26 protein-coding genes are annotated in these 25,727 nt (G+C 71.6%); 20 read left to right on the top strand and 6 right to left on the bottom strand.

What is annotated here, in order from left to right; all coding sequences use genetic code 11:
• Window positions 1-807, bottom strand: coding sequence for an IclR family transcriptional regulator (locus ACZ5PB_RS02525; RefSeq protein WP_468687059.1), 807 nt, complete (start codon window positions 805-807; stop codon window positions 1-3).
• Between the two features lie 257 nt (window positions 808-1,064).
• Between ACZ5PB_RS02525 and allB the strand changes: the two genes are divergently transcribed.
• Complete coding sequence (allB, locus tag ACZ5PB_RS02520; protein WP_468688247.1) at window positions 1,065-2,429, top strand: allantoinase AllB; 1,365 nt, start codon at window positions 1,065-1,067, stop codon at window positions 2,427-2,429.
• Between the two features lie 5 nt (window positions 2,430-2,434).
• A complete protein-coding gene (gene alc, locus ACZ5PB_RS02515) occupies window positions 2,435-3,562 on the top strand; it encodes an allantoicase (protein ID WP_468688246.1) in 1,128 nt (375 codons plus the stop codon).
• A gap of 74 nt (window positions 3,563-3,636) precedes the next feature.
• Here the strand turns inward: alc and ACZ5PB_RS02510 are convergent, their stop codons facing one another.
• Window positions 3,637-4,806: a PP2C family protein-serine/threonine phosphatase gene (locus tag ACZ5PB_RS02510; RefSeq protein ID WP_468687057.1), complete on the bottom strand. Its 1,170-nt coding sequence runs from the start codon at window positions 4,804-4,806 to the stop codon at window positions 3,637-3,639.
• A gap of 44 nt (window positions 4,807-4,850) precedes the next feature.
• Between ACZ5PB_RS02510 and ACZ5PB_RS02505 the strand changes: the two genes are divergently transcribed.
• A complete protein-coding gene (locus tag ACZ5PB_RS02505) occupies window positions 4,851-5,372 on the top strand; it encodes a MarR family transcriptional regulator (protein WP_468687055.1) in 522 nt (173 codons plus the stop codon).
• Window positions 5,373-5,715: 343 nt separating this feature from the next.
• Here the strand turns inward: ACZ5PB_RS02505 and ACZ5PB_RS02500 are convergent, their stop codons facing one another.
• Window positions 5,716-6,495, bottom strand: a complete 780-nt coding sequence (locus ACZ5PB_RS02500; RefSeq protein WP_468687054.1) for an SDR family NAD(P)-dependent oxidoreductase — start codon at window positions 6,493-6,495, stop codon at window positions 5,716-5,718.
• Between the two features lie 232 nt (window positions 6,496-6,727).
• On the opposite strand from ACZ5PB_RS02500, the gene ACZ5PB_RS02495 reads away from it, so the two are divergent.
• Window positions 6,728-7,651, top strand: coding sequence for a DMT family transporter (locus ACZ5PB_RS02495; protein ID WP_468687053.1), 924 nt, complete (start codon window positions 6,728-6,730; stop codon window positions 7,649-7,651).
• Between the two features lie 23 nt (window positions 7,652-7,674).
• Here the strand turns inward: ACZ5PB_RS02495 and ACZ5PB_RS02490 are convergent, their stop codons facing one another.
• On the bottom strand, window positions 7,675-7,902 hold the full coding sequence (locus ACZ5PB_RS02490) for a hypothetical protein (RefSeq protein WP_468687051.1): 228 nt from the start codon (window positions 7,900-7,902) through the stop codon (window positions 7,675-7,677).
• A gap of 158 nt (window positions 7,903-8,060) precedes the next feature.
• Between ACZ5PB_RS02490 and ACZ5PB_RS02485 the strand changes: the two genes are divergently transcribed.
• From ACZ5PB_RS02485 to ACZ5PB_RS02475, 3 genes are read left to right on the top strand one after another with little or no spacing between them, the layout of a single operon-like run.
• Window positions 8,061-9,284 carry a sensor histidine kinase gene (locus ACZ5PB_RS02485; RefSeq protein WP_468687050.1) on the top strand — a complete coding sequence of 408 codons (1,224 nt, stop codon included), beginning with the start codon at window positions 8,061-8,063 and terminating at the stop codon, window positions 9,282-9,284.
• A complete protein-coding gene (locus ACZ5PB_RS02480; protein WP_468687049.1) occupies window positions 9,281-9,964 on the top strand; it encodes a response regulator in 684 nt (227 codons plus the stop codon). The genes ACZ5PB_RS02485 and ACZ5PB_RS02480 overlap by 4 nt, the downstream gene beginning before the upstream one ends.
• 34 nt (window positions 9,965-9,998) lie before the next feature.
• Entirely contained in the window at window positions 9,999-11,183 is a 1,185-nt protein-coding gene (locus tag ACZ5PB_RS02475) for a cytochrome P450 family protein (RefSeq protein WP_468687048.1), read from the top strand.
• Here ACZ5PB_RS02475 and ACZ5PB_RS02470 read toward each other — a convergent pair.
• Window positions 11,149-12,108, bottom strand: a complete 960-nt coding sequence (locus tag ACZ5PB_RS02470) for a helix-turn-helix domain-containing protein (protein WP_468687047.1) — start codon at window positions 12,106-12,108, stop codon at window positions 11,149-11,151. The genes ACZ5PB_RS02475 and ACZ5PB_RS02470 overlap by 35 nt on opposite strands.
• Window positions 12,109-12,227: 119 nt before the next feature.
• On the opposite strand from ACZ5PB_RS02470, the gene ACZ5PB_RS02465 reads away from it, so the two are divergent.
• Window positions 12,228-12,884: an NAD(P)-dependent oxidoreductase gene (locus tag ACZ5PB_RS02465; protein WP_468687045.1), complete on the top strand. Its 657-nt coding sequence runs from the start codon at window positions 12,228-12,230 to the stop codon at window positions 12,882-12,884.
• Window positions 12,885-12,935: 51 nt separating this feature from the next.
• On the opposite strand, the gene ACZ5PB_RS02460 is transcribed toward ACZ5PB_RS02465, so the two are convergent.
• Complete coding sequence (locus ACZ5PB_RS02460) at window positions 12,936-13,937, bottom strand: Gfo/Idh/MocA family protein (RefSeq protein WP_468687044.1); 1,002 nt, start codon at window positions 13,935-13,937, stop codon at window positions 12,936-12,938.
• A gap of 134 nt (window positions 13,938-14,071) precedes the next feature.
• On the opposite strand from ACZ5PB_RS02460, the gene ACZ5PB_RS02455 reads away from it, so the two are divergent.
• The 12 genes from ACZ5PB_RS02455 to ACZ5PB_RS02400 all read left to right on the top strand — a co-directional run bounded on the left by ACZ5PB_RS02455 (window position 14,072) and on the right by ACZ5PB_RS02400 (window position 25,726).
• Window positions 14,072-14,878: a GntR family transcriptional regulator gene (locus ACZ5PB_RS02455; RefSeq protein WP_468687042.1), complete on the top strand. Its 807-nt coding sequence runs from the start codon at window positions 14,072-14,074 to the stop codon at window positions 14,876-14,878.
• 76 nt (window positions 14,879-14,954) lie between these two features.
• On the top strand, window positions 14,955-15,971 hold the full coding sequence (locus tag ACZ5PB_RS02450; RefSeq protein WP_468687041.1) for a sugar ABC transporter substrate-binding protein: 1,017 nt from the start codon (window positions 14,955-14,957) through the stop codon (window positions 15,969-15,971).
• A 122-nt stretch (window positions 15,972-16,093) separates the two neighbouring features.
• On the top strand, window positions 16,094-17,113 hold the full coding sequence (locus ACZ5PB_RS02445; protein ID WP_468687039.1) for a sugar ABC transporter substrate-binding protein: 1,020 nt from the start codon (window positions 16,094-16,096) through the stop codon (window positions 17,111-17,113).
• Window positions 17,110-18,171 (top strand): ABC transporter permease, encoded by a 1,062-nt coding sequence (locus ACZ5PB_RS02440; RefSeq protein ID WP_468687038.1) that lies wholly within the window; start codon window positions 17,110-17,112, stop codon window positions 18,169-18,171. The genes ACZ5PB_RS02445 and ACZ5PB_RS02440 overlap by 4 nt, the downstream gene beginning before the upstream one ends.
• Window positions 18,168-19,007, top strand: a complete 840-nt coding sequence (locus tag ACZ5PB_RS02435) for an ATP-binding cassette domain-containing protein (RefSeq protein ID WP_468687037.1) — start codon at window positions 18,168-18,170, stop codon at window positions 19,005-19,007. Before ACZ5PB_RS02440 ends, ACZ5PB_RS02435 begins: the two co-directional genes overlap by 4 nt.
• Window positions 19,008-19,239: 232 nt before the next feature.
• Complete coding sequence (locus ACZ5PB_RS02430) at window positions 19,240-20,526, top strand: ROK family glucokinase (RefSeq protein ID WP_468687035.1); 1,287 nt, start codon at window positions 19,240-19,242, stop codon at window positions 20,524-20,526.
• The gene (locus ACZ5PB_RS02425) at window positions 20,523-21,107 is read left to right on the top strand and encodes a sugar kinase (RefSeq protein WP_468687033.1); all 585 of its coding nucleotides are present in this window, start codon (window positions 20,523-20,525) and stop codon (window positions 21,105-21,107) included. Before ACZ5PB_RS02430 ends, ACZ5PB_RS02425 begins: the two co-directional genes overlap by 4 nt.
• 91 nt (window positions 21,108-21,198) lie before the next feature.
• Complete coding sequence (locus ACZ5PB_RS02420) at window positions 21,199-21,699, top strand: peptidylprolyl isomerase (protein ID WP_468687031.1); 501 nt, start codon at window positions 21,199-21,201, stop codon at window positions 21,697-21,699.
• Window positions 21,700-21,835: 136 nt separating this feature from the next.
• A complete protein-coding gene (locus ACZ5PB_RS02415) occupies window positions 21,836-22,621 on the top strand; it encodes a thioesterase II family protein (RefSeq protein WP_468687029.1) in 786 nt (261 codons plus the stop codon).
• A complete protein-coding gene (locus ACZ5PB_RS02410; protein ID WP_468687028.1) occupies window positions 22,618-23,289 on the top strand; it encodes a response regulator in 672 nt (223 codons plus the stop codon). Before ACZ5PB_RS02415 ends, ACZ5PB_RS02410 begins: the two co-directional genes overlap by 4 nt.
• Before the next feature lie 50 nt (window positions 23,290-23,339).
• The gene (locus ACZ5PB_RS02405) at window positions 23,340-24,560 is read left to right on the top strand and encodes a sensor histidine kinase (protein WP_468687027.1); all 1,221 of its coding nucleotides are present in this window, start codon (window positions 23,340-23,342) and stop codon (window positions 24,558-24,560) included.
• Window positions 24,561-24,784: 224 nt separating this feature from the next.
• The gene (locus tag ACZ5PB_RS02400; protein ID WP_468687024.1) at window positions 24,785-25,726 is read left to right on the top strand and encodes an ABC transporter ATP-binding protein; all 942 of its coding nucleotides are present in this window, start codon (window positions 24,785-24,787) and stop codon (window positions 25,724-25,726) included.
• The last annotated feature ends 1 nt before the right edge of the window (window position 25,727 follow it).

Below are 25,727 nucleotides of genomic sequence, written 5' to 3'. Positions count from 1 at the left end.
TCAGGACTGGGGCGGGCTCGTGGTGGTCAGCGCGACCGACAGGTCCTGGGCCACTTCCTGGAGGATCGGCACGATGCGGTCCGTGGCCGCCTCCGTGACCCGGCCGGCCGGGCCGGAGATGGAGACCGCCGCCGCGGTGGGGGAGTTCGGGACCGACACCGCCAGGCAGCGCACCCCGATCTCCTGCTCGTTGTCGTCCACCGCGTACCCCACCCGGCGCACCTGCTCCAGGGCCTCCAGGAAGCCCTCCGGAGTGGTGATGGTCTTCTCGGTGGCGGCGGGCATGCCGGTACGGGCGAGCAGGGCGCGCACCTCGTCCGCCGGCGTGTGCGCGAGGAGCGCCTTGCCCACGCCCGTCGAGTGCGGCAGCACCCGCCGTCCGACCTCGGTGAACATCCGCATCGAGTGCTTGGACGGCACCTGGGCCACGTACACGATCTCGTCGCCGTCGAGCAGCGCCATGTTCGCGGTCTCGCCGGTCTCCTCGACCAGCCGGGCCAGGTACGGGCGGGCCCAGGTCCCGAGCAGCCGCGAGGCGCTCTCGCCGAGGCGGATCAGCCGGGGGCCAAGCGAGTAGCGCCGGTTGGGCTGCTGGCGTACGTAACCGCAGGCGACGAGCGTGCGCATCAGCCGGTGGATGGTCGGCAGCGGCAGTCCGCTGCTGGCGGAGAGCTCGCTCAGGCCGACCTCACCGCCCGCGTCGGCCATCCGCTCAAGGAGGTCGAAGGCGCGCTCCAGGGACTGCACGCCGCCACTCGCGGCGGCAGGCTTGGAGGCGTCGGTGGCGCTGGCGCTGGACGTCGGCACGGAGCGGTCCTTTCGGGGCTGGCAGGCAAGGCAGCAGACTACCTGTGGTAGTCCCGGATGCCCCTCATGGCGGGAGCTACGTTCTACAGAGCGGAATTCTAATTCCATTCTGTGGAAACATCCAAGGGTGGTGTCGGTGATCACATCCGGCGGCCCCGGAGCGTGGGGACCCTTGACGGCACCGCGGCCCGGAGAAAGACTCCGCTTCAACAGAACGTTGAAGAAGAGTGAGAGTGAAGGAGCCCCGAGTGTCGGACGTGACCGCCGAAACCGTGCCGGACCTGGTGCTGCGCTCGCAGCGCGTCGTCACCCCCGACGGCACCCGCCCCGCCTCGGTCGCCGTCGCCGGCGGGAAGATCGTCGCGGTGCTCCCGTACGACGCCTACGGCCCCGACGGCGCCGGGATTCCGGCCGGTGCCCGCCTGGAGGACCTCGGCGAGGACGCGCTGCTGCCCGGTCTGGTCGACACCCACGTGCACGTCAACGACCCGGGCCGCACCGAGTGGGAGGGCTTCTGGACCGCCACCCGCGCCGCCGCGGCCGGTGGCATCACCACCCTCCTCGACATGCCGCTCAACTCGCTCCCGCCGACCACCACGGTCGACGGGCTGCGCATCAAGCAGGACGTGGCCCGCCCCAAGGCGCACATCGACACCGGCTTCTGGGGCGGCGCGATCCCCTCCAACGTGGCCGACCTCAAGCCGCTGTACGACGCGGGCGTCTTCGGCTTCAAGTGCTTCCTCTCGCCGTCCGGCGTCGAGGAGTTCCCCGAGCTCGACCAGGACCAGCTGGCCCGGTCCATGGCGGAGATCGCCGGACTCGGCGGCCTGCTGATCGTGCACGCCGAGGACCCGCACCACCTGGCCGAGGCCCCGCAGAAGTCCGGCGGCAAGTACGCCGACTTCCTCGCCTCCCGGCCGCGCGATGCCGAGAACACCGCCATCGAAGGGCTGATCGCGCTCGCCAAGCGGCTCGACGCCAGGGTCCACGTACTGCACCTGTCGTCCTCCGACGCACTGCCGCTGATCGCCGCCGGCAAGCGCGAGGGCGTCCGGATCTCCGTCGAGTCGTGCCCGCACTTCCTCACCCTCACCGCCGAGGAAGTCCCGGACGGGGCAACCGAGTTCAAGTGCTGCCCGCCGATCCGCGAGGCTGAGAACCAGGACGTCCTGTGGGCCGGACTGGCGGACGGGACGATCGACTGCATCGTCTCCGACCACTCGCCGTGCACCACCGACCTCAAGACCCCGGACTTCGCGTCCGCCTGGGGCGGCATCTCCTCCCTCCAGCTGGGCCTGCCCGCCATCTGGACCGAGGCCCGCAAGCGCGGCCACTCCCTCGACGACGTCGTCCGCTGGATGTCGGCGGCCCCCGCCGAGCTCGCGGGGCTGACGCAGAAGGGCGCCATCGAGGCGGGCCGCGACGCGGACTTCGCGGTGCTCGCCCCCGAGGAGACCTTCACCGTCGACCCCGTCGAGCTCCACCACCGCAACCAGGTCACGGCGTACGCGGGCAAGACCCTGCACGGCGTCGTCAAGCAGACCTGGCTGCGCGGCGACCGCATCAACGACGGGGGCGCGCTCACCGAGCCCGCCGGCCGCCTGCTCGAAAGGAACAAGTGACCCCCATGACGGACACCTCGGCGGGGATACCCTCCTTCACCGGTGACGCCAGCCCGTTCGGCGGCGGCGACCCGTACGCGGACTACCGCACGGCCGTCTTCCCGTTCACCCACCTCGCCGACCTGGCCGACCGCCGCCTCGGCGCGGGCGTGATCGCCGCGAACGACGAGTTCTTCGCCGAGCGCGAGAACATGCTCATCCCCGAGCCCGCCCACTTCGACCCCGAGCGCTTCGGGCACAAGGGCAAGATCATGGACGGCTGGGAGACCCGCCGCCGACGCGGCGTCTCCGCCGAGCAGCCGCACCCCACCGAGGACGACCACGACTGGGCGCTGGTCCGGCTCGGCGCCCCCGGTGTCGTACGCGGCGTGGTCGTCGACACCGCCCACTTCCGGGGCAACTACCCCCAGGCCGTCTCCGTCGAGGCCACCTCGGTGCCGGGCTCCCCGTCGCCCGAGGACCTCCTGTCCGCCGACGTGAAGTGGACGACCCTCGTTCCCCGTACGGCCGTCGGCGGCCACGCGGCCAACGGCTTCGCGGTCTCCGTCGAGCAGCGCTTCACCCACCTCCGCGTCAACCAGCACCCCGACGGCGGCATCGCCCGCCTGCGGGTCTACGGCGAGGTCGTCCCCGACCCCGCCTGGCTGACCACGCTCGGCACCTTCGACCTGGTCGCCCTGGAGAACGGCGGACGCGTCGAGGACGCCTCCGACCGCTTCTACTCGCCCGCCACCAACACCATCCAGCCGGGCCGCTCCCGCAAGATGGACGACGGCTGGGAGACCAGGCGCCGCCGCGACAAGGGCAACGACTGGATCAGCTACCACCTGGTCGAGCAGGCCGAGATCCGCGCCGTCGAGATCGACACCGCCTACCTCAAGGGCAACTCGGCGGGCTGGGCGGCCCTTTCGGTCCGCGACGGCGACACGGGGGAGTGGACGGAGATCCTGCCGCGCACCCGCCTCCAGCCCGACACCAACCACCGCTTCGTGCTCGCCTCCGCCCCGGCGGCCACCCAGGTGCGCGTCGACATCTACCCCGACGGCGGCATCTCCCGGCTGCGCCTCTTCGGCTCACTGACCGAACAGGGCGCCGCCGCACTGGCCGCCCGCCACCACGAACTCGGCGGCTGACGCGCCGAGTCCACCGACAGCGAGGGGGCCCGCCGGCCGACACCGGCGGGCCTCACCGCTGTTCCCATACCCCCTTACGCGGGGCGCCCGCGCCAGTCCAGGCAGACGATCATCGCGTCGTCGACCGCCAGCGACTCCCCGCGGTGTCCCGCCAGTTCACGCAGCACCGCATGCGGCACCTGCGGCGGCGGCAGCAGCCGGGTCGACTGGATCGCCCGGGCCAGCGCCCGCTCGCCGTAGCGCTCACCGCCCGGGGACGACACGTCGTACACCCCGTCGCTGACGAACAGCAGCCGGTCGCCGGGCTCCACCTGCCAGGACTGCGCCGTGTACACCGTGTCCTCGAACATGCCCAGCGGCAGCTGCCGTTCCAGCTCCACCGACTCCACCGCACCGTCCCGCAGCCGCCACACCCGGGGCGAACCCGCGTCGACGATCTCCACCCGCCCGGTCGGCAGGTGGAAGCGCAGCAGCAGCACGGCCAGGTGCAGCTCTCCCCGGTGCCGGCCGTAGACCGCCTGGTCCGCCAGACAGGCCTGGCCTGCCAGATCCAGGCCCGCCCGGCGCGCGTTGCGCAGGGCGTTGACGGAGAGACTGGTGAGCAGGGCCGCGTCGATGCCGCCGCCCGTCCCGTTGGTGAGGGCGAGCGTGAGGTGGTCGGCCGAGGCGGACCAGTCGTAGTTGTCGCCGTGGATCGCGTACGCCGGTTCCAGCTGCGCACCGAGCTCGTACTCGGCCCGGACACAGGAGCGCCCCGGCAGCAACTGCCACTGGATCTCCGCCGCCAGCGTCAGCCGCTGGGTCCTGCGCGCCTGGAGGTACAGGTCGGTGTCCCGCCCCGCCACCACGATCTGGTGCCCCAACGCCTCGGCCGCCTCGGCGAGTTCGGCGAGCACCTCTTCGTCGTGCAGCTTCTCGGGCAGCGTCACCGACAGGACGCCGAGCCGGTCGCCCCGTACCGTGACCGGCAGGTGTGCGGTCACCGAATCCGGGAAGGGGCCCGGGCACGAGTACGGCTGCTGCGCGCCGAAGGCCCTGCCGGGCGCCCCCGTGTGCGCCGATACGGGGTCGGCGGAACCCGGGAGCGCTCCGACCGGTTGCAGTATCGTCATGGCGTAGTCGGCCATGAGCAGGTCGACCGCCAGGGAACCGTAGAGGTCCGTGAGGACGGGGCGCACCGCGTCGAGCAGTGCGTGGGGGTCGGCGGCCCGCAGCGCGCGGTCCACGGACACGAGTCTGTCCAACGTCGGAGAATCACTTTCTCGAAGGATGTACGGGGAGGGCGAGCGTGGACCTTCAGGACTCACACCGGGGGGACCCGGCGGCGGAAGGTGCTGCCGCGAGGGTCGCCTGTGAGGTGATCGCCCTGCTCGAAGTGCTCTGGGAGCGCGGCCGGGACGCGGTGTCCCCCGCGCCGGTCTCTTCCTCGCAACTGCGGGTCCTGCACATCCTGGAGCGCGAGGAGGGCATCAATCTGCGCACCCTCGGCGAGGTCCTGGGCGCGGCACCGCCGTCGGTCAGCAGGCTCTGCGACCGGCTGGAGGCCGTCGGCTACCTCAAGCGGTCCGCGTCCACCGTCAGCAGGCGCGAGGTCGACCTGCGGCTGACCGGCCCCGGCCGCAGCTACCTGCGCGACCTGCGGGCACGCCGCGAGGAGGCGCTGGTCGCCGCGGTCGCGGCGATGCCGGCCGGGGCGCGCGAGGCGCTGGCGTACGGACTCGGCGAGTTCCGCTCGGCCGTGGAGGAGGGACTCGCGGCACGCCAGCGGCCGCTGGAGCGCCAAGCCGAAAAGGCCGCCCGCACCGCCTAGTCCGCCGCCTGGTTCGCCGCCTGGTTCCGGCATCCCGCCGCACCGCCCTTCCCGACTGCTGCGGGCCCGCGCCCGGTGACAACCCGGCTAGCCGGTCCGAGCGCGCATCGTATCGGGTGTGTGGGACTCGTGCACAAGTGGTGACTCAATGCCCCGGTATCGGCGGCTTGTTCGGGTTTGCTGTGAAGGTCCTGTGGGTTCCGCTTGGGTTCCGATCGCGGCCGACCGCGCTGTGCGCCGGACGACGAGGGGCCGCCGACCCGGTCGGTCGGCGGCCCCTCGTCGAGCGGTGCGCGGGTGCGCGGGTGTGGGGGTGCGCGGGTGTGCGGTGCGCGGGTGTGTGTCAGGCCGAGTGCCCGCCGTCCATGACCAGTTCGGCGCCGGTCACGAAGGCGCCCTCGTCGCTCGCCAGGAAGGAGACCAGCGAAGCCGCCTCGGCGGGGCGGCCGAACCGGCCGATCGCGGTGGCCGCGCGCTGCGGCTCCGCGTACGGTCCGTCGGCCGGGTTCATGTCCGTGTCGATCGCACCCGGGTGGATCAGGTTGACCGTGATGCCCCGGTCGCCGACCTCGCGGGCGAGGGCCTTGGTCATCCCGGTGAGGGCCGACTTGCTCATCGCGTACAGGCTGCTGCCGGGGCCACCGGTGTACTTGGTGAGAGCGGAGCCGGTCGAGATGATCCGCCCGCCCTCCTCCAGTACCGAGGCCGCGGCCTGGGAAGCCAGGAACACCGCCCGCACGTTCACCGCGAGCACCCGGTCCACGTCCGCCAGGGTGAGCCCCTCGATCGGGCCGAGCACGCCGATGCCCGCGTTGTTGACCAGTACGTCCAGCCGCCCGAAGGCATCGGCCACCGTTGCCACCGCCGCGGTCACCGACTCCGGGTCCGCCGCGTCCATCCGCACCGCGAGCCCGCGGCGGCCGAGCGCCTCGATCTTGCGCACCACGTCCCGGGCCGCCTGCTCGCCCTCCACGTAGGTGACCGCCACGTCCGCGCCGTCCTGGGCCAGCCGCAGGGCGATCGCGGCACCGATGCCCCGGCTGCCGCCGGTGACCAGGGCCGCCTTGGTGAGGGTCGCCGAGTGCGGCGCGGTGTTCGTCGCGGTGTTCGTCGTCGTAGACATGTCGCTGTCCTTGTCCTCGTGCTTCTCGTGAACCGCAAGTCCGAACCGGTGCTTGCGGTTTCAAGGAAAGCCGTCGGCCGCATCCCGTGCTGGCGCCATTCGGACACCGACTCCACTCCCCTGTCGGGGCGCCGAAACCCCTTCCCCGGAAGATCGGCCTGCCGGTACGGTGAGCGCTCCGCGTGCGAGCCGCCGAAGTCTCCACACCGCACCATCCGTTGGAGAGCGCGCCGTGGCCGCCACACCTTCCGCCGTACTCACCCCCGCGCCCAGCCGGGCGGCCAGGTTCGCCGACCTTCCCGTGCTGGCCGTCGCCGTGGTCTGGGGCGCCAGCTACCTCGCCGCCAAGGGCATCACCACCGCGCACACCGTCGTCGCCGTACTGGTGCTGCGGTTCGCGATCGTGCTGCCGGTGCTCGTCGCCGTCGGGTGGCGGAAGCTGCGGGCGCTGTCGGCGGCGCAGTGGCGGGGAGCGGGGCTGCTCGGGGTGGTGCTCAGCGGGATCTTTCTGCTGGAGACGTACGGCGTCGTGCACACCTCGGCCACCAACGCCGGGCTCATCATCAGCCTCACCATGATCTTCACCCCGCTCGCCGAGGCGGCCGTCACCAGGACCGCACCGCCCCGCGCCTTCCTGGCCGCGGCCGGGCTCTCGGTGCTGGGCGTGGTGCTGCTGACCCAGGGCGGCGGGTTCACCGAGCCGTCGACGGGCGATCTGCTGATGCTGCTCGCGGCCCTCGCCCGTACCGCGCACGTGCTGTTCATGGCCCGGATCAAGGCGGTCCAGGACGCCGACGCGCTGTCCCTGACGACGGTCCAACTCGGCGCGGCGGTCGTGGTGTTCGCGGTGCTGGCCGCCGCGCCGGGAACCGGTCCCTCGCCGTGGAGCGTGGCGGCCGGGTTCGGGGCGGGGGAGTGGGCGGGACTGGTGTTCCTGTCGGTGTTCTGCACGCTGTTCGCGTTCGGCGTGCAGATGTGGGCGGTACGGCGGACCTCGCCGTCGCGGGTCAGTCTGCTGCTCGGTACGGAGCCGCTGTGGGCGGCAGCCGTCGGCATCGCCATCGGCGGCGAACGGCTGGGCGCGGTCGGCCTGTTGGGCGGCGTACTGGTCCTGGCGGGGACGGCGTGGGGGCGGCGGGCGTCGGCCACGGGGTGACCGACGCGGACCCGACCGCCCCGTCAGCTCTCGCTGTCGACCCCGGTGCGCCTGCCGGTCCGTTCCGCGGCGACGATCATGGCCAGGCCCGCCGCCGCCAGCACGATGTTCGCGTAGATCTCGTAGCCCTTGAACCAGCCCAGCTTCTCCGCGACCGTCCACAGCTCGAACCAGTCGAACCACTCGTGCACGAGCCCGCCCACGCCCCAGAGCAGGAGCAGGAAACCGATGACTTCAAGGATGCGCTTCATGGGCCCCAGCCTGGCCGCTGCGGGGTCTCCCCCGGAATCCTTCGTACGGCTGCCCCGCCGGTGGGCCACCGCGCCGAAAGTCGCGACCTCGGCGACTTTGGTCGCCCCGTCGCCCCGAAGGCTCTCGGCACCGCGCCCACCTGCGTAGATTTGTACGTATGAACGATCTGGAGTACCGGTGGCTGCTGCCGTCGGCGTTGGGCCGGGCCGAGGCGTCCGGGGACGGCGGGGGGACGGGGGAGCGGCTGCGGCGGACCCCGCGCGACTGGATCGTCGACCTGTCGATGTTCTTCCTCGCCGCGCTCATCGGGCTCGGCGCGGCGACCACCTCGTACGAGGTCGGCAATCCCGGAGCCGTGCTCGTCTTCGACCAGATCACCGGGGCGCTCGCCTGCTGTGCGCTGTGGCTGCGGCGGCGCTGGCCGACCGGGCTCGCGATCGCGCTCATCGTGCTCGCGGTCGTCTCGCCGCCCGCCTCCGGGGCCATGGTCGTCGCGCTGTTCGGCGTCACCATCCACCGCCCGTTCAAGGTGGCGGGCCCGCTGGCCGGCGCCGCCCTGGCCAGCGGACTCCTGCAGAACGTGCTGCGGCCCGACCCCACGGTCTCCCTGCGGGTGTCCGTCGTCGCGGTGCTGACGATCGTGCTGCTCGTCGTCGGCTGGGGCATGTTCGTACGCTCCCGCCGCCAGTTGGTGGAGTCCCTGCGCGAGCGTGCGGTGCGCGCCGAGACCGAGGCCGTGCTCCGCGCCGAGCAGGCCCAGCGGCTGGCCCGGGAGGCCATCGCCCGCGAGATGCACGACGTGCTCGCCCACCGGCTCAGCCTGCTCAGCGTGCACGCCGGAGCCCTCGAATTCCGGCCCGACGCACCTCCCGCCGAGGTCGCCAGGGCCGCCGGGGTGATCCGCGACAGCGCCCACGAGGCACTCCAGGACCTCCGCGAGATCATCGGCGTCCTCCGCAGCCCCGGCGCCGGGGACGAGGACCGGCCGCAGCCCACCCTCGACACCCTCGACGCCCTGGTCGCCGAGTCCCGCCAGGCCGGTACGAAGGCCCTCCTCGACAACCGGGTCGACGACGCGGCAGCCGTGCCCGCGTCCCTCGGCCGCACCGTCTACCGGATCGCCCAGGAGGGCCTGACCAACGCCCGCAAGCACGCACCCGGCGCCGAGGTCACCGTCACCGTCACGGGCAGGGCGGGCGACGGGATCGCCCTGGCGATCCGCAACCCGGCCCCCGTCGGCCCGGTGCCCGAAGTACCCGGATCCGGCCAGGGACTGATCGGCCTCACCGAACGCGCCACCCTCGCCGGCGGACGGCTCAGCCACGGACCGGGGCCCGACGGCGGCTTCGTGATCACCGCTTGGCTACCGTGGGCGTCATGACGACCAGGATCAGGCTTCTCCTCGTGGACGACGACCCGCTCGTACGGGCCGGACTCACCTTCATGCTCGGCGGTGCCGAGGACATCGAGATCGTCGGCGAGGCCTCCGACGGGGCCCAGGCGCTCACCGCCATCGCGGAGTTGAAGCCCGACGTCGTCCTGATGGACATCCGGATGCCGGTCGTCGACGGCCTCACCGCCACCGAGAAGGTGCGGGCCGAACCGGGCGCCCCCGAGATCGTCGTCCTCACCACCTTCCACGCCGACGAACAGGTGCTGCGCGCCCTGCGCGCGGGCGCCGCCGGATTCGTCCTCAAGGACACCCCGCCCGCCGAGATCGTCGCGGCCGTACGACGGGTGGCGGCGGGCAACCCGGTGCTCTCCCCGGCCGTCACCCAGCAGCTCATCACCCATGTCGCGGGCACCGGCGGCGCCGAGGACCGGCAGGGCCGCGCCCAGCAGCGCCTCGCCCAACTCGCCGAGCGGGAAAGGGAAGTGGCCGTCTCCGTCGGTCGGGGCAGCTCCAACGCGGAGATCGCCGCCGAGCTCTACATGAGCGTCCCCACCGTGAAGACCCACGTCTCGCGCATCCTCGCCAAGCTCGGCCTCAACAACCGGGTCCAGATCGCGCTGCTCGCCCATGACGCCGGACTGCTCGACGACAGCGGCGACGTAGGCTGACACGGGGGACGCAGAGCCAACGGGAGGGACAGTCATGGCGGTTATCGATCTTCGGGAACACACCGAGGACTTCACGGCGCATCCGTACAAGTACTTCGCCGAGCTGCGCGAGAGCGGTCCGGCGCACTTCGTCCGCACCGCCGACGTCGAGGAGATGGTCCTGGTCGTCGGGTACGAGGAGGCCAGGCAGGCGCTCGCCGACCCCCGGCTCACCAAGGACTGGCGGGTCTTCGAGCAGTGGTCCGAGGAAGGCACCGCCCTCAGCGCCAACATGCTGGAGACCGACCCGCCGCACCACACGCGGCTGCGCAAGCTGGTCACCCGTGAGTTCACCGCACGCCGGGTGGAGGCGATGCGCCCCCGCGTCCAGCAGATCACCGACGAACTCCTCGACGCCATGACGGAGAAGGGACGTTCCTCGGCCGACCTGATCGACGCGCTGGCCTTCCCGCTGCCGATGACCGTCATCTGCGAACTGCTCGGCGTGCCCGACCTCGACCGCGACCGCTTCCGCGTCTGGTCCAACGAGGTGGTCGCACCGACCGGCCCCGAGGCCAGTGCCAGTGCCGTCAACGAAATGAGCATCTACCTCGGCGAGTTGATCGAGGAGAAGCGTTCCGCGCCCGGCGAGGACCTGCTCAGCGGACTCGTCAGGACCCGCGACGAGGACGGCGACCGGCTCACCTCCGAGGAACTCGTCGGGATGGCCTTCCTGTTGCTGGTGGCGGGCCACGAGACCACCGTCAACCTGATCTCCAACGGAGTACGGGCCCTGCTCGCCCACCCCGAGCAACTCGCGGCTCTGCGCGCCGACTTCGACGGACTGATCGACGGCGCCGTGGAGGAGATGCTCCGCTACGACGGCCCGGTGAAGACCTCCACCTTCCGCTTCGCCAGCGAGGCCATCGAGATCGGCGGTCTCGCCGTCCCCGCTGGAAAGGCCGTCCTGGTGGCCACCGGCGGGGGCGACCGCGACCCCGCCCGCTATCCGGAGCCCGACACCTTCGACATCCGCCGCTCCACCCAGGGCCACCTCGCCTTCGGCCACGGCATCCACTTCTGCCTGGGCGCCCCGCTGGCCCGCATGGAGGGCCGCATCGCCGTCCGCTCGCTGCTGGAACGCTGCCCCGACCTGGCACTCGACCCGGACGGCGGTGCACTGGAGTGGCACCCCGGACTGCTGATCAGGGGCGTTCGGAAGCTGCCCGTCCGCTGGTGATGCCGCGACCCTGGGTGGTATCGCCCCTGGCCGCAGCGCGGAACGCCAACGGGCTGCTCCCGGTGCGCTGTTGGAAGAACTTGCCGAAGTTCGCCGCGTCCCGGAAGCCCAGCAGGCCCGCCACCCGCGCCGCGCTGTGGTCGCTGTGCGCGAGCAGCCGCTGGGCCTCCAGGACCACCCGGCGGTCGATGAACTCCTTGGCCCCGACACCCGTCGCGGCGAGCGTGGCCCGCGACAGGGTGCGCGGGGCGTAGCCGAGCTCCCGGGCGTAGTCGTCGACGCGGCGGGTCCGGGCGAAGTCCCGTTCCACGGCGGCCCGGAAGCGCAGGTAGGTGTCGGGGTTGTCGCAGGTCACCACCTCCTCGCCGACCGGTGCGAGGCGCAGCAGGAGGACGGCGAGGAGGTGGCGGAGTACCGAGAGGTGGGTTTCGAGGGGGAGGGGGTGCCCGGCGCCGTCCCGTAGCGCCCGGAACTCGTCGTCCAGGTGGTCCAGGGCCCGCCGCGCCGCCGCCCCGGCCGCCGGCTCAGGGCGTCGTACCGTCGGCCCGAAGGGGTCGTCGAGCCGGGCCGTCGCGCTGGTCGCCGGATCCGGGAACCCCGCCTCGAACAGGACGAGCGCGCCCTCCGCCCCGTACAGCTCGTCCCAGCGGTGCACCTGCCCCGGCCGCACCCACAGCCACTCGCCCGGCAGCAGCCGGTACGACGCGAAGTCGACCATCAGCGGGAGCTCGCCGCTGTCCAGGACGAGCAGGTGGTGGAAGTCGGGGCGGTGCGGGACGGACAGCGAACCCGCGCAGGCGTTGCCGCGCAGGGTCGCGAGGGTCAGCACCTCGACACCGGCCGGGGTCGCGCTCGGCGCGTGGAACCTGACCTCGGGGATGGGCGCGGCTCCCGATTCACCCGCTTGTCGCTTTTTCACCACCATGTGTCCGGAGCGTACCCGGCATCCAGGCCGTTCACCTCCTATGTTGGAGGCGAGGCAGCGCGAGACCCCGTGCCGCCTCCCCAGAATCACCACCGCGATAACCCTCGGAAGGACCTCCCATGGCCAAGATCACCCTCTTCGGGGCCACCGGCACCATCGGCAGCCGCATCCTGCGCGAGGCCCTCGACCGGGGCCACCAGGTCACCGCCGTCGTCCGCGACCCGGCCAAGCTTGCCGGGCAGAGCCACCCGAACCTCACCGTCGTCACCGGCGACGTCTTCGACCCCGCCTCGGTGACGCAGAACGCCGAGGGCCGGGACGTCGTCATCAGCGCCATCGGCGGCGGCGACGGCCCGGGTCACGTCGCGACGATCGCACCCTCGGCGAAGTCCCTGGTGGAGGGCGTACGAGCGGTCGGCGGCGACGCGCCCCGGCTGATCTCGGTGGGCGGCGCTGGCTCGCTGCGCACCCCGGACGGCAAGCAGGTGTGGGACGCCGACGGCCTGCCCGAGTTCCTGCTCCAGATCATGCACGCGCACGGCGACGCACTGGACTACTACCGCACCGTGAACGACGTCGACTGGACCAACCTCAGCCCCGCCGGGACCATCGAGCCCGGCGAGCGCACCGGTTCGTACCGTACGGACACCGAGAACCTGGTCCTGGACTCCGAGGGCAACAGCCGGATCAGCGCCGAGGACTACGCGGTGGCGCTGGTCGACGAGATCGAGCGGCCGAAGCACGCGGGCGGCGAGCGGTTCACGGTCGGTTACTGACGGGACCGCACCGGACCGGACAGGAGGGGGCGGGGCGGGTCGGGCCCGGGGTCAAGCTCCCGGTATCTCCGCCAGCCCGACCGCCCGCCCCTCCCGCCGCGACACCTCGCACGCCTCCGCGACCCGCAGGGCCCGCAGTGCCTCGTGCCCGTCGCAGGGGTTCACGCGCTCACCCCGTACGACCTGGAGGAACGCGTCGAGCTCCGCCTCGTACGCAGGGGCGAACCGCTCCAGGAAGCCCGCCCAGGGCTTGGCCGGGGCGGGCGGCCCTGCCGGTTCCGCCGAGGTGATCGGGGTGCGGTCGTCGAGGCCGACCGCCAACTGGTCGAGCTCGCCCGCCAGTTCCATCCGTACGTCGTACCCGGCGCCATTGCAGCGCGTCGCCGTCGCCGTCGCCAGCACCCCGTCGTCCAGGGTCAGTACGACCGCGGCCGTCGCCACGTCCCCCGCCTCCGCGAACATCGCGGGCCCCGCCGCCGAGCCGACCGCGTACACCTCCACCACCTCGCGTCCGGTGACCCAGCGCAGGATGTCGAAGTCGTGCACCAGACAGTCCCGGTAGAGCCCCCCGGAGAGCGGGAGGTACGCGGCCGGGGGCGGCGACGCGTCGGAAGAGACGGTGCGCACCGTGTGCAGCCGGCCCAGTTCGCCCGTCCGCACCCGCTCGCGGGCCGTCGCGTACCCGGCGTCGAAGCGGCGCATGAAGCCGAGCTGGAGCAGCGTGCCCGCCCGGTCGACCTCGCGCAGGGCCTCCAGGGTGCCGGGCAGATCGACCGCGACGGGCTTCTCGCAGAACACCGGCAGCCCGGCCCGCGCCGCCTGTCCGATCTGCGCCGCGTGCGCGGCCGTCGCTGACGCGATGACCACCGCGTCCAGACCGGACCCCAACAGGTCGCCCGCAGCGGTGAATTGGGCCCCCACGCGCTGGGCGACCTCCGCCGCGCGTCCCGCGTCCGCGTCCGCGAGGACCAGCGAGTCCACCGCCGGATGACGGGCGAGCACCTCCGCGTGGAAGGATCCGATGCGGCCCGTCCCCATGAGTCCAATGCGCATGGCCCTCACTCGACAACAGGCTTGACGCACTGTCAAGGAATGTGTCAGGACATCAGGACATCGCGGCAACGTGACATCAGGGCGTCCGGACAACGCGATGTCCGGACAACCCTCCTTCCCCCGTACGTGACTTGATGACGCCACGTCGCCACGCCGCTACGCTCGCTGCCGTGCCAAAACAAGCGACCGACCCCACCGTCGCCCTCCGGCTCGGCGTGGACCGCAGCAGTCCCGTACCCCTCTACTTCCAGCTCTCCCAGCAGCTCGAAGCGGCCATGGAGAAGGGCCGGCTCCCGCCCGGCAGCCTGCTGGGCAACGAGGTCGAGCTCGCCGCCCGGCTCGGCCTGTCCAGGCCCACCGTCCGCCAGGCCATCCAGTCCCTGGTCGACAAGGGCCTGCTGGTACGCCGCCGGGGCGTCGGCACCCAGGTCGTGCACAACCAGGTCCGCCGCCCGCTCGAACTCAGCAGCCTGTACGACGACCTCGCCTCGGCCGGACAGCGCCCCGCCACCCGTGTCCTGCACAACGCCGTGGAGCGGGCCGGACCCGAGGTCGCCGCCGCACTCGGCCTCGCCGAGGGCACCGAGGTGCACCGCATCGACCGGCTGCGCCTGGCCCACGACGAACCCATGGCCTTCCTCCGCAACCACCTCCCCACCGGGCTGCTCCCCCTCGACAGCGCGGAACTGGAGGCCACCGGCCTCTACCGGATGATGCGGGCCGCCGGAGTCACCCTGCACAGCGCCCGCCAGACCGTCGGCGCCCGGGCGGCGGCACCCGAGGAGGGCGCCCTGCTCGACGAGAGCGCCGGGGCACCCCTGCTCACCATGGAGCGGCGCACCTATGACGGCACCGGGCGCGCGGTCGAGTTCGGCGCGCACCTCTACCGGGCGTCGCGGTACGCCTTCGACTTCCAGCTGCTCGTACGGCCAAACCATTGACGCCGTCGTACCGGCGCGGTTAGAACACCCCGAGGCCGTCAACCGGGCGGCGGGGGACACGAGGCGGACACACACCATGCCCACCACTCGCAAGGCCCGAACGGCAACCACGCTTGCCGCCACCTGCGCGGCAGCCGCACTCGTACTCACCGGATGCAGCGGCTCCGGCGGCAAGGGCTCCGAGGAGAAACCGGCCGCGAGCGACGGCGCGGGCGGCAAGGCCGCCGACACGCCCCGGATGAAGATCGCCATGATCACGCACTCCGGCGAGGGCGACACCTTCTGGGACATCGTGCAGAGCGGCGCCAAGGCTGCCGCGGCCAAGGACAACGTCGAGTTCCTCTACTCCGCGAACAAGGAGGGCAAGGAGCAGGCCCAGCTCATCGAGGCCGCCATCGACCAGAAGGTCCAGGGCATCGTGGTCACCCTCGCCAAGCCGGAGGCGGTCGGCGCCGCAGTGAGGAAGGCCGTCGCCGCGGGCATCCCCGTCGTCACCATCAACTCCGGCGGCCGGCACTCCAAGGGGCTCGGCGCGCTCAGCCACATCGGCCAGGACGAGGCCGTCGCGGGCCAGGGAGTCGGCGAGGAGCTCAACAAGCGGGGCAGGAAGAAGGCCCTCTGCGTGATCCACGAGCAGGGCAACGTCTCCCTGGAGGAGCGCTGCGCGGGCGTGAAGCAGGCCTTCAGGGGCAGCGTCGAGAACCTCAACGTCGAGGGCACCAACATGCCCGCCAGCACCTCCTCCATCGAGGCCAAGCTGCAGGCCGCCAAGGACATCGACGCCGTCGTCACACTCGGCGCCCCCTTCGCGGACGCGACGGTGAAAGCAAAGGCCGGATCCGGCAGCAGGGCCGAGGTCGACACCTTCGACCTGAACGCGGCCGTCGTGAAGAGTCTCAAGTCACAGGACGTGGGCTTCGCCGTCGACCAGCAGCCCTACCTCCAGGGGTACCTCGCCATCGACGAAATATGGCTGAATCGCACCAACGGAAACGTCCTGGGAGGCGGCAAACCCGTCCTCACCGGACCCGCGATCGTCACCGCGAAGGACGTCCCCGCCCTGGAGAAGTACACCGCCCGCGGCACTCGATGACACCGCCCAAGACCCACCCGCTGACCACACGACGCACCCCCATGCCCGATACTTGGGCGGCCGGGGTCTGGCTCAATACCCCCCGGCCGCACCGAGGAGTACAGCGAGAAGGGCACGACGTCGTGGCAAGGGTTCGGACAGGGGTACGTGCGCTGGGCGCCGTGCTCGCGGCGGTGCTCGGGGCTTCCCTCACCGGCTGCAGCAGCACGGGCGGCAAGCGGGCCGAGGAGCGCGCGGCAGCCGCCGCGGCCGCCGCCCAGGGCAAGGCCGCGGTGAACACCCCCAAGTGGACCTTCGCCATGGTCACCCACTCGGGTGCAGGCGACACGTTCTGGGACATCGTGCAGAGCGGGGCCAAGCAGGCAGCCGCCAAGGACAACATCGAATTCCTTTATGCAAACAACGCCGAGGCGCAGCAGCAGGCCCAGCTCGTCGACACCTACATCGACAAGAAGGTCGACGGCCTGATCGTCACCCTCGCCAAGCCGGACGCCATGAAGGAGGTCGTCGCCAAGGCCACCAAGGCGGGCATCCCGGTGATCACCATCAACTCCGGCACCGCCGAGTCCAAGGCCTTCGGCGCGCTCAGCCACATCGGCCAGGACGAGGTCATCGCGGGCGAGGCGGTCGGCGAGGAACTGGTCGGGCGCGGCAAGAAGAAGGCCCTGTGCGTCCTGCACGAGCGGGGCAACGTGGGCCACGAGCAGCGCTGCGCGGGCGTCAAGAAGACCTTCAAGGGCAGCGTCGAGAACCTCTACGTCGACGGCACCAACATGCCCGACGTCCAGGCGTCCATCGAGGCCAAGCTCCAGACCTCCAAGGACATCGACTCCGTCGTCACCCTCGGCGCGCCCTTCGCCGACGCTGCCGTCCAGGCCAAGCAGCAGTCCGGCAGCAAGGCCGAGATCGACACCTTCGACCTCAACGCCAGGGTCGCCGACTCGCTGGCCGCCGGCACCCTCGGCTTCGCCGTCGACCAGCAGCCCTACCTCCAGGGGTACGAGGCGGTGGACCTGCTGTGGCTCTACCGCTACAACGCCGACGTCCTCGGCGGCGGAAAGCCCGTCCTCACCGGACCGCAGATCATCACCAAGGACAGCGCGGCCGAGCTGAAGGCGTACACGAAGCGGGGGACCCGATGACAGCCACAGCACCCGCACCCGATCCCGCACCACAAGCGGGCCACGACGAACGGCTGATCCACACCTCACCGCTGCGCAAGCTGATGGGCCGCCCCGAGCTGGGCTCCATCGTCGGCGCGGTCGCGGTGTTCCTGTTCTTCTCGATCGCCGCCGACAGCTTCCTCCAGGCGTCCAGCTTCGGGACCGTGCTGTACGCGGCCTCCACGATCGGCATCATGGCGGTGCCGGTGGCACTGCTGATGATCGGCGGCGAGTTCGACCTGTCGGCCGGTGTGATGGTGACCAGCTCGGCGCTGGTCTCGTCCATGTTCAGCTATCAGATGACGGCCAACGTCTGGGTCGGGATCTTCGTGTCGCTGCTGGTGACGCTGCTGATCGGCGTCTTCAACGGCTTCATGCTGACCCGCACCAAACTGCCCAGCTTCATCATCACGCTGGGCACCTTCCTGATGCTGACCGGCCTGAACCTCGGCCTCACCAAGCTCATCAGCGGCACCGTCTCCACCAAGGGCATCGGCGACATGGAGGGCTTCGAGTCCGCCAAGGCCGTCTTCGCCTCGCAGGTCACCATCGGCTCGGTCAACCTCAAGGTCACCATCCTGTGGTGGTTCGTACTGATCGCCCTGGCCACCTGGATCCTGCTGCGCACCCGCGCCGGAAACTGGATCTTCGCGGTCGGCGGCGAGAAGGACGCGGCCCGCGCGACCGGTGTGCCGGTGAACAAGACCCGCATCGGCCTCTACATGGGCGTCGCCTTCGCCGCCTGGGTCTCCGGCCAGCACCTGCTGTTCTCGTACGACGTCGTGCAGTCCGGGGAGGGCGTCGGCAACGAGCTGACGTACATCATCGCGGCGGTCATCGGCGGCTGCCTGATCACCGGCGGCTACGGGTCGGCGATCGGCTCCGCGGTCGGTGCCTTCATCTTCGGCATGACGAGCAAGGGCATCGTCTACGCGGAGTGGAACCCGGACTGGTTCAAGTTCTTCCTCGGAGCGATGCTCCTTCTGGCCACCCTGCTCAACGCATGGGTACGCAAGCGTGCGGAGGCGAGGTCATGACGACGACCGACGACCGGATCGCGGACGCGGTCCCCGGCGCGCTGGTCGAGCTCGACCACGTATCGAAGTTCTACGGCAACATCAAGGCGCTGGAGGACGTCTCGCTGGAGGTGCACGCGGGCGAGATCACCTGCGTCCTCGGCGACAACGGCGCCGGCAAGTCCACCCTCATCAAGATCATCGCGGGGCTGCACCAGCACGACGCGGGCACCTTCCGGATCGAGGGCGCCGACACCACCCTGGTCAACCCGCGCGACGCGCTCGACCGGGGCATCGCGACGGTCTACCAGGACCTGGCCGTCGTCCCCCTGATGCCCGTCTGGCGGAACTTCTTCCTCGGCTCCGAACCGACGAAGGGACGCGGCCCGCTCCGCCGTCTCGACGTCCAGCTGATGCGCGAGACGACCAGGTCCGAGCTGCTGCGCATGGGCATCGACCTGCGCGACGTCGACCAGCCGATCGGCACCCTGTCCGGCGGCGAGCGGCAGTGCGTCGCCATCGCCCGGGCGGTCTACTTCGGCGCGAAGGTCCTGGTGCTCGACGAGCCGACGGCGGCACTCGGCGTCAAGCAGTCGGGCGTCGTCCTCAAGTACGTCGCCGCCGCACGTGACGCGGGACTCGGTGTCGTGCTCATCACGCACAACCCGCACCACGCCTACCTGGTCGGCGACCGCTTCGTACTGCTCAAGCGCGGCGCGATGTCCGGCAGCCACCTCAAGGCGGAGATCAGCCTGGACGAGCTGACCCGGCAGATGGCCGGCGGCACCGAGCTGGAGGACCTGCGCCACGAACTGGAGCGGGCCCCGGCACCCCACCTGCACGGTGTGACGGAGTAGACGGAGAAGGGCCCCCGGGTGGTGAGACGCACCACGATTCCCGGGGTGCCCGTCCCGCCGGACAAGTCCGGCACAGGTGGGAGTGGCAGAATCGGGCGCGGCGGGCGCCGTCCGCCGTCGGCCGTCAGCGGCCGGCCTCCCGAGACCCCGCAGGGACGATCCGAGTCGTGCGTTTCCCCCGCCGCCCCTCCCGGTTCCCCGGGACAGCGCCCACCGCGGAAGGCCCCGGCCGATGAGCAACACCTACCGAGACTTCGCCACGCGCGGCACCGCCCGTGCCACCGTGCTGCGCACCGTGGGACCCCGTGAACGGCGCTCCCACCTGACCGCGCCCCGGGTGCCCACCGTCGGGATCGACATCGGCGGCACCAAGGTGATGGCGGGCGTCGTCGACGCCGACGGCCAGATCCTGGAGACCCTCCGCACCGAGACCCCGGACAAGTCCAAGAGCCCCAAGGTCGTCGAGGACACCATCGTCGAGCTGGTCCTCGACCTGTCCGACCGGCACGACGTGCACGCCGTGGGCATCGGCGCCGCCGGGTGGGTAGACGCCGACCGCAGCAAGGTGCTGTTCGCCCCGCACCTCGCCTGGCGCAACGAACCCCTGCGCGATGCCATCTCCGCCCGCCTCGCGGTCCCCGTACTCGTCGACAACGACGCCAACACCGCCGCCTGGGCCGAATGGCGCTTCGGCGCCGGACGCGGCGAGGACCACCTCGTCATGATCACCCTGGGTACCGGGATCGGCGGCGCCATCCTGGAGGACGGGCAGGTCAAGCGGGGCAAGTACGGGGTCGCCGGCGAGTTCGGGCACATGCAGGTGGTCCCCGGCGGGCACCGCTGCCCGTGCGGCAACCGCGGCTGCTGGGAGCAGTACAGCTCCGGCAACGCCCTCGTCCGCGAGGCCCGCGAGCTCGCAGCCGCCGACTCCCCGGTCGCGTACCACCTCATCGAGCGCGTCGGCGGCAGCATCCACGAGATCACCGGGCCGCTCATCACCGAGCTGGCCCGCGACGGCGACGCCATGTGCGTCGAGCTCCTCCAGGACATCGGCCAGTGGCTCGGCGTCGGCATCGCCAATCTGGCCGCCGCCCTCGACCCGTCCTGCTTCGTCATCGGCGGTGGCGTCAGCGCCGCCGACGACCTCCTCATCGGTCCTGCCAGGGATGCCTTCCGCCGCCACCTCACCGGCCGCGGCTACCGCCCCGAGGCCCGGATCGCCAAGGCCCAGCTCGGCCCCGAGGCCGGAATGGTCGGCGCCGCCGACCTGGCCCGGCTGGTCGCCCGCCGCTTCCGGCGCGCCAACCGCCGCCGGGTCGAACGCCACGAGCGGTACGAGCGGTACGCGCAGGCCATCCGCACCGCCCTGCCCGACCCGGTGACGGACCCGGTGACGGATCCGGTGACCGACCCCGTGACGGACCGGGCCACCGACACCACTGCCCGCCAGCCCGCGGCGGACACCAGCGCCGCGGACCGTACGACCAGCGCCGACGGCGCACAGGGAACCACCCCATGACGTCAGCGATTCCGCGCCAGAACCACCACCCCGACGGCCGGGGCGACCGGCCGCCGGAGACCCGCCGCCATGTGATCGTGCGCCGCGTGATCACCGCGGCGATCATTGTCCTGCTCATCGGCATCCCCGCCGGGTACCTGCTGATCTCCGCCGAGCAGAGCCGCGACAGCGGCCGCAACAAGGAGCACGAGGCGTCCGCCGCCGGACTCACCGTCGGCTTCCCCTCCCAGGTGCAGCGGCGCATCTACCAGCTGCCGATCCCGCTGATGGCCCAGAACCTGGCGTACTACGAGACCAACAACTGGAAGACCAGCCGGATGCACGTCCGGTTCGCCACCACGCCCGCCGACCTCGACACCTTCCTCAAGGACATCGGCACTTCCACCGCCGCCCTCAAGGACGGCGACATCACCATCAGCGAGCACGACCGGCAGACCATCGGCTGGGTCTTCACCCCGCACCGCAAGTGGTCGGGACTCACCTACGAGCAGAAGGACCCGCTGCCCACCATCGACATCACCGTGGACCGCAGCGTCCCCGAACGCCCCTGGGTGTACGCGGTTTCCACCGCCAGCCCGTAGCGCCCGCGCGCAGCGCCCGTCCGCAGCCGGGCCGCAGAACGGGCGTCCTGTAGGGTGAATGGAATTTTGACTGCTTGCGGAAGAGGCGAAGATGACGAACGTCGTGCTGAACACCAACTTCGGGACCATCAAACTGAAGCTCGACGCGGAGAAGGCACCGAAGACGGTCGAGAACTTCCTCGCCTACGTCAACGCGGGCCACTACTCGGACACCGTCTTCCACCGCGTCATCCAGACCTTCATGATCCAGGGCGGCGGCTTCACCGAGGACATGTCGCAGAAGCCGACCCTCGCCCCGGTCGCCAACGAGGCCGACAACGGCCTGCAGAACACCCGTTACACGGTGGCCATGGCCCGTACCTCCGACCCGCACTCGGCGACGGCGCAGTTCTTCGTCAACACCTCGAACAACACCTTCCTCAACCACACCGCACCCACCCCGCAGGGCTGGGGCTACACGGTGTTCGGCAAGGTCATCGAGGGCCTCGACGTGGTCGACAAGATCGCCGCCGTGCCGACCGGCCGCCGCAACGGCATGCAGGACGTACCGACCGAGACCGTGGTCATCACGAGCGCCCAGGTGGAGAACTGACCCCGGCGCGACACCCCGCACGGACGATGGCGCCGCACCGGATTCCCTCCGGTCCGGCGCCATCGCCTCGTCGTCCCAGGATCCGAACCCACCGCACGTTCTTCACCCGAGGTGACTTGATGGCGAAGGTGACTTGATGGCGAACCGGCCGAACACGGGCCACGCGCCGTGGACACGCAGCTTCCACCCGGCGCGACCCGGCGCCCCGCGCCTGCTCTGCTTCCCGCACGCGGGGGGTTCCGCCAGCTACTACTTCCCGATGTCGGCGGCGCTCTCGCCCGCGACCGACGTCCTCGTGGTGCAGTACCCCGGCCGCCAGGACCGGGCCGCCGACCCCTTCGCCGAGTCCGTGGAGGCCCTCGCCGACGCGCTGTTCGCGGCGCTGGACCCGGACGACGACACCCCGCTCGCCCTCTTCGGCCACAGCATGGGCTCCCTCGTCGCCTTCGAACTCGCCCGCCGGCTCGACGCCGCGGGCCGCCCGCCCGCGGTGTTCTTCGCCTCCGGCCGCCCGGGCCCCGCCCTGGCCCGGGGCGGCTTCGCGCACCTGCTCGACGACGCCGGACTGATCGAGGAGCTCAGGACGCTCGACGGCACCGACCTCGCGGTACTGGACAACCCCGAGATCCTGGGCCTGGTCCTGCCCCCGATGCGCGCCGACTACCGGCTCCTGGAGGCCTACCGGCGCACCCCAGGACCCCCGTTGAGCTGTCCGGTCGTCGCGATGACCGGTGACGACGACCCCCGGGCGACGGTCGAGCAGGTACGGGCCTGGGCCGAGGAGACCACCGCCGGGTTCGAGGTACTGGTGCACCCCGGCGGCCACTTCTACCTGGCGGCGCGACAGCGCGAGGTGGTCGCCCAAATCACCGACCGGATACGGAAGTTCACCCCGCAGCCCTGCGAGAACGGCCCACTGTGACGATTCGCGTACTGCTCGCCGACGACCAGGAGATGGTCCGCCGTGGAATGCGGCGGATGCTGGAGGCCCAGGCGGACATCGAGGTGGTCGGCGAGGCCGCCGACGGGGTGGCGGCCCTGGCCGCGGCCCGACGGCTGCGGCCGGACGTCGCCCTGGTGGACGTACGGATGCCCCGGATGGACGGTCTGGAGGTCACCCGCACCTTGCAGGCGACCGCGGCCGAACTGCCCGTGAAGGTGGTCATCGTCACCACCTTCGACCTGGACGAATACGTCTACCCGGCGTTGCGCTACGGCGCGGTGGGCTTCCTGCTCAAGCGCTCGGGGCCGACCCTGCTGGTGGAGTCCGTCCGGGCGGCGATGGCGGGGGACAGCCTGATCAGCCCCTCGATCACGGTGCGGCTGCTCAAGCACGTCACCGGCGAGAGCCGCGCGCCGGGGCGGCCCGCCGAGCGCCCGGCGATGGTCGAGAAGCTCACCAAGCGCGAGGTCGAGATCGCGGCGAAGGTCGCCGAAGGGCTGACCAACGCGGACATCGCCGGAGAGATGTTCATCTCCGCCGGTACGGTCAAGACCCACGTCGCGAGCATCCAGCGCAAGATGGGCGTACGCAACCGGGTCGGCATCGCCGTCCGGAGCTGGGAAATGGGATACGCGACCGGGCTCTAGGTCCGCCGCCGCGCGGCCCCGCACCAGAGGCGCTGCCTAGGCTGGGGCGCATGACGACGAACGACCAACAGTGGGGCCGCATGCGGAAGTTGAGCTGCGGAGTGAGCGCCGCTCTGCTGCTGGGGCCCGCCTTCCTCGGGCCTCCCATGGGATTCCTGCTCGCCCTCAGCGCGTTCGTCGCCGTACTCGCGGTGCTGGCGCCCCTGCCCTGGGGCCGGATCACCCTGTCCGTGGCGGCGCTCGCGGCCGCCGGCCTGTCCGCGCTCACCGACATCGCCTACAGCGGGCAGCAGGGCATCACGCTGCTGTGGATGCCCTTCGAGTTCACCGCCCTGCTGGTGCTCACCGGGCGCCTCGCCCGACGGGCGCCCCGGCAGATCGTGACGGCGGTCGCCGCGCTGGTCACCCTGGCGCTGCCGCTGCGCTTCACCCTGCGCAACCCGGAGTCCGGCGCCAACGGCTCCCTCCTCATGATCCTGCTCACCCTGCTGCCCGTGGCAGGCGCGCTCCTGATCGGCGGCCATCTGCGCGCCGCCGACGAACGGCGGCGCCAGGCCGTCCTGCGGGCCCGCCGCGAGCAACGCCTGCACATGGCGCGCGTACTGCACGACTTCGTCGCCCACGAACTGACCGGCATGCTCCTCGAAGTGCAGGCCGCACAGACCACCCCGTACGACCCCGAGCAGTACCAGGAACTCCTCGGCAGGCTGGAGGAGTCCGGGCTGCGCGCGCTGGACCAGATGGACAGCGCCCTGCACACCCTGCGCCGGCCGGTCCAGGACGACGAAGGCGAAACCGAAGGCACTCCGCACGGCGTACCGGGCGACACCCCCTCCGAGGCGCTGCCCGAACCGGCCGCGCCACCCCTGCGCGTCCACGGACTCGCGGACCTGCCCGACCTCGTCGACCGCTTCGCCGCGTCCAGTTCCATCCCCGCCGCACTGGACCTCGACGAGGGCCTGCTCGGCGGACTGCGCAGGGAGACCGACGAGACGGCGTACGGCATGGTCATCGAGGCCCTGACCAATGTGCGCAGGCACGCGGCGGCCACCACCTCGGTGACCGTCTCCGCCAAGCGGGACGGCGCCGCGACGCTGCGGGTCGCCGTCACGGACGACGGAGGCGGCGGCGGTACCGGCGTGCCCGGCCGGCGGCAGGGCGGCGGAACAGGACTCGTGGGCATGCGCGAACGGTTCGCCGTACTCGGCGGCGAACTCGAAGCAGGCTCGACCGGCGGCGGCTGGAAGGTCACCGGCACCCTGCCGCTGTAGACCCGCCGCATACCCGCAGCGCACCCGTCGCGCATCCCCAGTGAACCGTTTCCACCGCCCAACGCCCCCGCTCGCCGGGGGCGTTGGCCGTTGCGCAGCCGCGAGGAGTCCCGGCGAGAAAGCCGGGCGATCTCTGCCGAACGGCAGATGTGCCCGAGGTACGGGAGGACGAATCTGGACCCGTCACCCCGACGAACCACCCCGTTGAAACACCGGAGGCAGACGTGCACCCCCTCGCCCGCTCGCGGACGACCACGCTGGAACTCATCGACATCACCAAGGACTACCGGGGCGGCAAGCGCGCCGTGGACAGCCTGACCCTGCGCATGGGCAACGGGATGCTCGGTCTCCTCGGTCCCAACGGCGCGGGCAAGTCGTCCCTGATGCGGATCGCCTCGACGGTCACCCGCCCCACCAGCGGCCAGGTCCTGTTCCACGGCACCGACGTGGTCGCCAAGCCGGACGTGCTGCGGCGCGCGCTGGGCTACCTCCCGCAGGACTTCGGGGTCTACCCCCACCTCACCTCGCGCGAATTCCTCACCTATCTGGCGGCGGCCAAGGGCCTCTCCGCCCGCTCCGCCCGCACCCGTATCGACGAACTCCTCGAACTGGTCAACCTGACCGAGGCCGTCAAGCGCCCCCTCGGCAAGTACTCCGGCGGCATGATGCGACGCGTCGGCATCGCACAGGCGCTGCTCGCCGACCCGCAGGTGATTGTCGTCGACGAACCCACCGCGGGCCTCGACCCCGAGGAGCGCGTCCGCTTCCGCAACCTGCTGAGCGACCTGGCGGCGGACCGCGTGGTCATGCTCTCCACCCACATCGTCTCCGACGTCGAATCCGTCGCCACCGACATCGCCGTGGTGGCCGGCGGACGGCTGCTGCGCCGGGGCACCCCCGAGCAGTTGATCGCCACCGTCGAGGGCCGGGTCTGGGAGGTCCTCGTCGACCCCGCCGACCTGCCGGCGCTCCAGCAGCGCCACCTGGTCAGCCGCATGGTGCGGACCAGCAGCGGCGTCCGGGTGCGACTGCTCACCCATCAGCCGCCGTACGCGACCGCCCAGCAGGTCCCACCCGACCTGGAGGACGCCTACCTGGCGACCGTCAACCACCTCGTCGGCGACGCCTCCGCCGGACTGCACGCACACGGTGCGGGAGGACGCTGAC

It is taken from the genome of Streptomyces sp. NPDC032721, from assembly GCF_055579625.1.
The sequence above is the reverse complement of the archived record's forward strand: the minus strand, read 5'-3'. Positions and strand labels throughout refer to the sequence as shown.